This window comes from Acinetobacter sp. YH16038, from assembly GCF_013417275.1.
GTDB lineage: Bacteria > Pseudomonadota > Gammaproteobacteria > Pseudomonadales > Moraxellaceae > Acinetobacter.
This window is the reverse complement of record NZ_VPEG01000145.1, coordinates 1-1,530: the sequence shown is the minus strand read 5'-3', so window position 1 is coordinate 1,530 and position 1,530 is coordinate 1. Positions and strand designations below refer to the sequence as shown.

Annotated in this window: 2 protein-coding genes; one reads left to right on the top strand and one right to left on the bottom strand. The window is 32.2% G+C overall.

What is annotated here, in order from left to right; genetic code table 11:
- Positions 1 to 141 precede the first annotated feature (141 nt).
- Positions 142 to 375 (bottom strand): hypothetical protein, encoded by a 234-nt coding sequence (locus FTV34_RS17395; RefSeq protein WP_174660715.1) that lies wholly within the window; start codon positions 373 to 375, stop codon positions 142 to 144.
- A 449-nt stretch (positions 376 to 824) separates the two neighbouring features.
- On the opposite strand from FTV34_RS17395, the gene FTV34_RS17390 reads away from it, so the two are divergent.
- A complete protein-coding gene (locus FTV34_RS17390; protein ID WP_180070906.1) occupies positions 825 to 1,226 on the top strand; it encodes a PH domain-containing protein in 402 nt (133 codons plus the stop codon).
- Positions 1,227 to 1,530: the final 304 nt, after the last annotated feature.

The following is a 1,530-nucleotide window of genomic DNA, read 5'->3' as shown; positions in this document are numbered from 1 at the left end:
AGAATTCATTTATCCAGTTAGCCTCTATTGAGGAAGAATTGGCATTCATGCAGCGGCAAGTCATCGAACGTGTGCCTTTGCAAATGAGAGAAAAGGCAGTAACCCCTGACAAGATAAGAAATCATGATCAGGATAATGATTTTAGTCCTGGCTTTTAAGCAGATTATTTAGGGCACGCCACTGCATGAGCAATACTGCTTCTTCATCTTTAATTGTGGTTTCTCCGGACTGAATCCGGTCAAAGCGTTCCCAGGATCTTTTTTCATGAGCCTTTTTTTCTTCAGGACTCATGCCGAAGGTCGTAATCGATTGAGCTGTTGCCCAATCCTTGCGATCCATTTTTTTGAGATGCTCACTTGTACTGAATTTTTTCATGGAAATACTTCTGATAGGGACTTAACCGAATTATTTGATCTTTAATTCCTGAATGTGACAGAAGCTGATATTGCAACTGCCAAGCTGAATGCAGAATTTTCCCTTATATTGTAAAAGATAATTCGACTTTTAGATTTTTTTAGAAACTAAAAAACAAGATATTAATTATAAATCAACAATTTATACGATTAGTAATGAATTTTAGGTTTTTAAGAAAAAACAATATAATTATTGTAAATCAACGCTTTAGGTGATTAGTAATGAATTTTAGATTCTATTTTTTTAAGCGTCTAGCCTAAAATTCATTACTATCCCATTTTATTTATTTAGATCAATTACTTAGATTATTTTTTTAAGCCTAGTCTTGTGAGCTAAAAGAATCTAATTAGGGCCTACTTATAGGGGCTTTCGTATAAGGTGTATTATGTTAATTTTAGAGAAATTCAATAATGCAAAAATATAAATCAAAAATAGATTGGTGGGTGATTATAGTTTTGACAGGAAGTTCTTTACTGCTTTTAACCTTAGTCTATAGTCATTTTGATAGCCAAAATTTACATGCAAATATAATTTTTTCCGTCCTTTTAAGTTCTTTAGCTCTAGTGGTTTGGTTACCCATTCCAACAACATACTATGTTGTAGACGGTGAGATATTAAAGATACACAGTATCTTCTTAAAGTGGGAAATTCCATTGAATAGCATTGAAAAGATCGAGGAAACATCAGACTCTTTATCAGCTCCAGCTTTATCTTTAGATAGAATAAAAATTGAATATAAAAAAGATGGTATCCATAAATCAATCATGGTTTCGCCAAGGAATAAAACTGAATTTATAAAACAAGTATCTTGATTTATCATCTACTTAATATAATAGAGATTATATGTAGCGAGGACTGTGGAACCTCGCTTTTTCGACTTCGCATAAGAGATTTTATGTTAAATAATGGCTTTCATATGAGCTGATATTTCTAAACATAAACGCAATTTTATTAAGGTTGTTTAGATACCATGGAATCTAAATATCTCAATTGCTCATCCCTCTTTACTTTATTTTCATGTTTAATCACCGCTACTAGTAAAACTATGGTCATAGCTCCCGCTAGGTAGATGATCTTTTTTCTCATGATTTCCTTATAGTGAAGTTATTTTTTCCT

Coding starts and splice junctions, on each gene's coding strand:
- FTV34_RS17395 (WP_174660715.1), bottom strand. CDS start 375: ATGAAAAAATTCAGTACAAGTGAGCATCTCAAAAAAATGGATCGCAAG.
- FTV34_RS17390 (WP_180070906.1), top strand. CDS start 825: ATGCAAAAATATAAATCAAAAATAGATTGGTGGGTGATTATAGTTTTG.